Genomic DNA, 6,875 nt, shown 5'->3' with positions numbered 1-6,875 from the left:
CCATCCCCTGGCCCCTTCCCCCACGCAAGCGGAGGGAAGGGGAAACCACCCTGCGCAACCCTGTTGCGCGGGGACCCCGGGGGAAAAACGGGCGGAGCAAGCCCCGCCCCTACGGATCCCGGGATAATAAACGCACGAGAAACCCTTTTTCTCGCTCGAAAAGTGCATAACAGCCACCAGAGACGCATGCGCCCGCGTCGATGCTGGCGCGGGCGCTGCGAGTGTAAGGTTGTTCGGAACGTGCGAGGTGTGGAGCCAGTTACTGCGCGGCTTCCACCAATTCCTGCACGGCATCGATTACGATGTCCGGCTGCATGAGATAGACGTAGTGCGTGCTCTGATCCGCGACGACCAACTGGCTGTTGGTCGAGCGCGTCGCCAGATCTTCCTGCAGCCCGCGCCAGATTTCATCGAACGTGTCCATCGCCTCGACGGTGATGCCGTAGGCGTCCAGCACTTCGGCGGGGATCATTTCGCTGTTCTTCGCGCCGTGCGCCACGACGATCAGCGGGGTATCGCCCAGATCGTCGCTCTCGACCACCTGCGTCATGCTCTCATCGAGCGCGTCAAATTCTGCGACGGGCGCTAGCAGCGACTTGGGCTGGATGAACAGCGCGGCCCAATCGGCCTGCAAATCCTCGGCCAGATCCTCCGGCATCATCGGCAGCACGTCGTCCACGGTCAGCTCACCCGCTTCGGCCTGCTCCGCCAGCGTCGCGTACATGTCCATTTCCATCGCGTCGAGCGCCGTGATCTCGGGGATCTCGCTCATGGCGTCCATCTGCTCGGGGTGCGACGAATCGACCAGGACCACACCCGCGACCAGATCGGGGTGCTCGCTGGCGAACAGGTTCACGTTCAGGCCGCCGAAGGAGTGGCCGACGAGCACGAAGGGACCTTCCAACTCAGCGCCATCGAGCAGCAGGGCCAGCTCGTCCACGATCTGCTGGCTGGTGCGCGGTTCGGGACCGGCGTCGCTCCAGCCGTATCCGGCGCGGTCATAGGCGCACGCCTGCGTAAATTCGGAGATCGATTCTTGCAGCGCGCGGACGCGCAGCGAACTGTCGCCCAGGCCAGCATCGATCACGACCGTGGGGCTGCCCTCGCCAATGCAGTAGATGTGCAGCGAATACCCGCCGACATCGACCATCTCGCCGGGCGCAGCGGGAATTTCCGGCCCGTCTTGCGCCGACACCACACCGGCAACCATCAATAACGCCAACAGGATTACGAACGATTTGCGGAGCATGATACTTCCTCGATTTTGGTACGCACAGAAAAAAAACAGTGGCATCGATGTCTGTCCAAATGCACATTTACCAGATCACCCGGTGAGCACCGCGACCTCACCCCCGGCCCAGACAAGCACGGCCTCCACAGTTCGCAGGGGCGAGAGCTTGCTCCGCCCATTTTCTCCGGAGTTCCAGCGCAACATATGCTGCGTGGGGGAAGGGGTCAGGAGATGGGGCAGCACGGAGACTGCCGGATTTTAAAGTTAAGGTGCATGAAGGCAGAGAACAGCAGCGGGTCATTTCATTATAGACACGAATCGGGACTAAAAGACAGAGGTTCACTATGATAGTTTGTACAAATCTTGCAGCGCCGCGCGTGCACGTTGCAAAGCCGCAATCACGATCCGGTTGACAACGCGTAAGATCCGCCATTATAATAAAAGCAGTTCATGGAACCGTTTCCATAGAGTTTTGCGGAATACTTTTTATGCGGACCCCAACGATTCGTGATGTCGCCAAACACGCCGGAGTAGGCGTCGGCACGGTGTCGCGCGTGCTCAACGGCAGCGATCAGGTACGCGAAGACACCCGCAAACGCGTGCTTGAGGCGATCAATGCGCTGGGCTTCAGCCCCAACAGCGCGGCCCGCCAGCTTTCGGGCGGGAAGACCTTCACGATCGGCGTCGTCAGCCCCTTCTTTACATTCCCGTCGTTCGTCGAGCGCCTGGCCGGTATTCAGGACGTGCTCGACGGGACCGACTACGACCTGACCCTCTACAGCATCCGCTCAACGGCGCAGCTCCGGCGGCGGCTCGGCGCGCTGATGCTGCAAAACCGCGTCGATGGCCTGTTCATTCTGGCGCTGCCGATCTCCGAAGACGAAACCTTCAGCGCCAATCCTGCCCTGCCGATCGTGGTGGTAGACGACACGGTGCACGTGCGGCGCTACCCGCACCTGCTGATCGACAACGTGCGCGGCGGGCAGATGGCGACCGAATATTTGCTGCAACATGGACACACCCGCCTGGGCTTCCTCGGTGACCGGGTAGACGAATCGTTTGGCTTCACCAGCGCACAGGATCGCTTCAAGGGATTCCAGAACACGCTGGAAGCCGCCGGGCTGCCGGTCAACATGAACTGGTGCCAGTTCTGCCTGCACGGCGAGGACTATGCCCGCGATGCCGCCCGCGACATTCTCATCCAGCCGGACCGCCCCACCGCGATCTTCGCCGCGATCGATACGCTGGCGTTCGGGGTGCTCGACGCGGCGTCCGACCTGGGGCTGCGCGTACCCGAAGACCTGGCTGTGATCGGATTCGACGATATTCAAGCGGCGGGCTTTGCCAAGCTGACCACCGTGCGCCAGCACCTGTTCCAGAGCGGCCAGCGCAGCGCGGAATTGATGCTCGACTGGCTGCGCACGGGACATGTGCCGTCTGAAAACTGGTCCACGGTGATGCCGCTGGAAATCGTCGAGCGTTCGACTGTGTGAGAAATCCGCTGTGTTATTTTATCGACTCGTGGAACCGGTTCCACGACGTCATTTAGCCAGTAAAGAGAGCTATCGTGCTGTATCGACCGCCTGATCCGACATTGAGACTATGGGATACCTGGATCTACCGGGACAACGACACGGTTCACCTGTTCCACCTTCAGGGCCGAGAGGGTGACGTGGGCTGCACGTCGATTGGACACGCCACCACCCGCGATTGGGTGCATTGGGAGACGCTGCCGCCCGTGCTGGCGCAGGGTCACGGCACAGCCTGGGACGCCGGTCCGCTGATGACGGGCATGGTGGTGCGCCACGAGGACCGCTATTACCAGTTCTACGGCGCGATGATCGATCGCGTGCAGCGCATCGGCGTGGCCGTCTCGGACGACCTCGTGCACTGGACCAAAGTCGGCGACAGCCCGATCCTGGAAGCCGGAGGGCCGTGGTACGAAACCGATCCGGCGCAGGCGCTCAATTACGAAACGGCGTGGCGCGACCCGTACGTGTTTTATCACGCGCCCGATGACTGTTATTACGCCACCATCTGCGCGCGAGCGGCCCATCACGGCGACACGGGCGGCGGGTGCATTGCCGTGGCTCGCAGCGAGAACCTGCTCGACTGGTCGCTGCTGCCGCCCGCGTACGTGTCGGACGCGCACGTGTGCCTGGAAGTGCCGGAATATTTCGCGCTGGGCGGGAAACATTACCTGACGTACACCACCAGCTATCACTTCGGCATCCCCTACCCGGTGAACGACCCGTATCAGGCGGCGGGATCATTTTACGTCGTCTCGGACGACGCGCTGTCGGGCTATGAAGCGCCGAAAGACAGTAGCCGGTTGAATACCAGCATGCCGTTCGGCACGAAAAACTACGTGGGACGCAGCGTCCCCGATCCTGAAGACGACACGCGCCGGATCTTCTATTACCAGCACGTGCTGCCCTCCGCCCCGCAGGACCCGCCGCAGGGCGCGCTGAGCGCGATCAAATACCTGAAGGCGGACGACGGCGGCGAACTCGCGCTGCACTACGCGCCGATCCTGGATCCGTTCGCGGACGATGCGCAGCCGGTCGATCGGCCCGTGGAGCCGGACTGCGCGCTGGCGCTGCTGGCCGAGGACGCGCCGGAGGGAATTTTCGAGGCGACGGTGAGCGTGCCGTACGCCGGGATCTGCTTCCGCATGGCGACCCCGGCGGGCGGCATCCCCAGCGGGCTGGCCGTCTGGCTGGCACCGCGCCGGGAGGGGGATCCCGATCTGGTCCTGATGATGGGCGGCATCCGCTTCCCGCCCGGCCTGAGCGGCAACCGGCCTTACTTCGGCAACCCGCTGGCGATGGCGCAGATCGAGCGCGGCGCAGGGTTCCCGTACCGGCTGCGCGTCGTGTGCCGGGGGCCGTTTATAGATGTTTATGTCGACGACCGGCTGAGCGTCTCGTACACCTTCGACCCGGCGGATCTACCGGCGGGCCAGGGCGCGGGCGCGTTTTACGCCGGATACCCGAAAGAAGGCACGGTGGAAACGATCACCGTACGCCGGATCAACCCGTAATTTACATATCTCTACACGTCACTGCCGGCTTTGACACGCTTTAAAGGAGGTGATGCGATCGTTCAGCGTCAGAAAAACCGGTCTACCCAACAACTAGCAGCTTTTAAGATCTACTACTGGAGGAACAAGGATGAAAGCTAAGATTTTGGTCTTCCTTCTGATCGCGGCCCTGGTGCTCCCGGCGACCGTGATGGCGCAGGACAAAGCCGAAGTAACGCTGTGGTTCCACTCCGGCCAGGGCAGCGAGCGTGACGCGCTCTCCGCCCAGATCGACGCCTTCAACGCGTCGAGCGCCGACTACACCATCGTCCCGCTCGAAGTGCCCGAAGGCAGCTACAACGATCAGGTCCGCGCCGCCGCGCTGGCGGGCGACCTGCCGTGCGTGCTCGACTTCGACGGCCCGAACATCTACGCCTACGTGTCGTCGGGCGACCTGATCGCGATCGGCGACATGATGGACGCCGACATGGTCAGCGACGTGCTGCCCTCGATCATCGCGCAGGGCACGGTCGGCGACCAGCTCTACAGCCTGGGCCAGTTCGACAGCGGTCTGGCATTCTGGGGCAACCGCTCCATGCTCGAAGAAGCAGGCGTGCGCATCCCCGAAGGCATCGACGATCCGTGGACGCTGGATGAACTCAACGCCGCGATCGAAGCCCTGGCGGGCGTCGTGCCGGAAGACGGCTACGTGATCGACTTCCAGTTCACCAATACGGGTGAATGGTACTCCTACGCGTTCGGCCCCTGGATTCGCAGCTTCGGCGGCGACACCATCGACCGTTCCACCTACGAGACGGCTGAAGGCTTCCTGAACGGGCCGGAAGCGGTCGCGTTTGGCGAGTGGTTCCAGAGCCTGTTCGACAACGGGTACGCCACGGCGACCCCGGTCGATCCGAGCGCCGACTTCATGGAAGGCCGCGTGCCGCTGAGCTACGTCGGTCACTGGATGTACCCGAGCTACAGCGAAGCGCTGGGCGACAATCTGGTCCTGATCCCCTCGCCGGACTTCGGTAACGGCGCGGTGACGGGCATGGGTTCGTGGAACTGGGGCATCACCAGCTCGTGCGCAAGCCCCGAAGGTGCGGCGGCGTTCATCAACTTCCTGATGGAGCCGGATAACATCGTGGCGATGACCGAAGCCAACGGCGCGGTTCCGTCGCGCCTGTCAGTGCTTGCAGCCGACGAGCGTTACGCTGAAGGCGGCCCGCTGTACATCTACGTGCAGCAGCTCGAAAACGGGATTGCCATCCCGCGCGCGCAGACCCCGGTCTACCCCGCCATCTCCACCGCCATGGAAGACGCGATCAATGCCATCGCCCGTGGTGAGGACGTGCAGTCCACGCTCGACAGCGCCGTCGATACGATCGATTCGGCCATCGAGAACCTGGGCAGCTAGCGAGTAAGAACAGAGCACCATCGTTTGTGTCCGGGGAGAGCAATCTCCCCGGACGACCTCTCAGGAGAGACTCCGATGCACACGTTTTATCAACAGCATTTCGGGGGACAGCGTGGGCGCGACTTTCTGATTGCTATGTTCATGGGCGGCCCGGCCTTCCTGCTGTTGGGCCTGTTCATGATCTGGCCGGTCATCCGTGGCATCGACCTGAGCCGCACCAACCAGCGTTTCGACGGCGCGCAGGCGGCCAACGTCGGGTGGAGCAACTACGACAAGATCCTCAGCGTGAACGTGATCCGCCTGCCGGATATCCCCGATCCGCTGCCGGAAGAAGCGCCCGCCGCGGGCTGGTATCGCAGCAACGACGGCGAACTGATCTTCCGCTGGCGCGCGCGCGGCCTGGAGGAAATCGGGCTGGGCCAGTACGCCGACTACGAGATCGCGCGGCAGTTTTCCATCAGGGACAACCAATACGCCGTCATCGCTAAAGATCCGCTTTTTTGGAAAGCCCTGCTCAACAACTTTTATTTCGTGCTGATCGTCGTGCCGGTGCAGACGGCGCTGGCGCTGCTGCTGGCCCTTTTGATCAACCAGAAACTGCCCTATCGCAACGTCTTCCGCACGCTTTATTTCAGTCCTGTCGCCACAGCGATGGTCATCATCGCGGTCGTGTGGCTCTTTTTGTACAACCCGCAGTACGGCCTGATCAACCAGATGCTCGACACGCTCAGCGGCGGCCAGTTGGGGCCGTATAAGTGGCTGCAAAGCTCGAAGATGGCGATGCCCGCTATCATGATCATGTCGATCTGGCAGGGCGTGGGCTTCCAGATGATCATCTTCCTGGCCGGGCTGCAAGACATCCCTGAGGACCTGTACGAAGCGTCCGGCATCGACGGTGCGAACGCGTGGCAGAAGTTCCGCTTCGTGACGCTGCCCATGCTGCGCAACACGACGATTTTCGTCGTGCTGACGACCACCATTCTGGCCTTCCGCCTGTTCGATCAGGTGAACGTCATGACGCCGGACGGCGGCCCGAACGAGTCCACCGCGACGATGGTGTGGTATGCCATCCGGCGCGGCTGGGGCCAAAGCGAGGTCGGTTACGCCTCCGCGGTGTCGATCGTCTTCGTAGGCATCGTGCTGATCATCTCGCTGATCCAGCGCGGCGTGATCCGGTCCGGCGACGCGGCGGAATAGGAGGAGGA

5 protein-coding genes are annotated in these 6,875 nt (G+C 62.6%); 4 read left to right on the top strand and 1 reads right to left on the bottom strand.

What is annotated here, in order from left to right; translation table 11 throughout:
* Positions 1–259 precede the first annotated feature (259 nt).
* Positions 260–1,249, bottom strand: coding sequence for an alpha/beta fold hydrolase (locus V7116_RS02960; RefSeq protein ID WP_324390262.1), 990 nt, complete (start codon positions 1,247–1,249; stop codon positions 260–262).
* Between the two features lie 470 nt (positions 1,250–1,719).
* On the opposite strand from V7116_RS02960, the gene V7116_RS02955 reads away from it, so the two are divergent.
* The 4 genes from V7116_RS02955 (at position 1,720) to V7116_RS02940 (ending at position 6,867) form a co-directional block, all read left to right on the top strand.
* A complete protein-coding gene (locus tag V7116_RS02955) occupies positions 1,720–2,724 on the top strand; it encodes a LacI family DNA-binding transcriptional regulator (protein ID WP_324390260.1) in 1,005 nt (334 codons plus the stop codon).
* A 74-nt stretch (positions 2,725–2,798) separates the two neighbouring features.
* A complete protein-coding gene (locus V7116_RS02950; protein ID WP_324390258.1) occupies positions 2,799–4,274 on the top strand; it encodes a hypothetical protein in 1,476 nt (491 codons plus the stop codon).
* A 130-nt stretch (positions 4,275–4,404) separates the two neighbouring features.
* Positions 4,405–5,670 carry a sugar ABC transporter substrate-binding protein gene (locus V7116_RS02945; RefSeq protein WP_324390257.1) on the top strand — a complete coding sequence of 422 codons (1,266 nt, stop codon included), beginning with the start codon at positions 4,405–4,407 and terminating at the stop codon, positions 5,668–5,670.
* A gap of 75 nt (positions 5,671–5,745) precedes the next feature.
* Positions 5,746–6,867, top strand: coding sequence for a carbohydrate ABC transporter permease (locus V7116_RS02940; RefSeq protein WP_324390255.1), 1,122 nt, complete (start codon positions 5,746–5,748; stop codon positions 6,865–6,867).
* Positions 6,868–6,875 lie beyond the last annotated feature (8 nt).

This window comes from Aggregatilinea sp. (assembly GCF_036822615.1).
Classification (GTDB): domain Bacteria; phylum Chloroflexota; class Anaerolineae; order Aggregatilineales; family Aggregatilineaceae; genus Aggregatilinea.
The sequence above is the reverse complement of the archived record's forward strand: the minus strand, read 5'-3'. Positions and strand labels throughout refer to the sequence as shown.

Bases quoted from the DNA above. Each gene is read 5' to 3' on its own strand.
- V7116_RS02945 (WP_324390257.1), top strand. From the start codon at position 4,405: ATGAAAGCTAAGATTTTGGTCTTCCTTCTGATCGCGGCCCTGGTGCTC.
- V7116_RS02960 (WP_324390262.1), bottom strand. From the start codon at position 1,249: ATGCTCCGCAAATCGTTCGTAATCCTGTTGGCGTTATTGATGGTTGCC.
- V7116_RS02955 (WP_324390260.1), top strand. From the start codon at position 1,720: ATGCGGACCCCAACGATTCGTGATGTCGCCAAACACGCCGGAGTAGGC.
- V7116_RS02940 (WP_324390255.1), top strand. From the start codon at position 5,746: ATGCACACGTTTTATCAACAGCATTTCGGGGGACAGCGTGGGCGCGAC.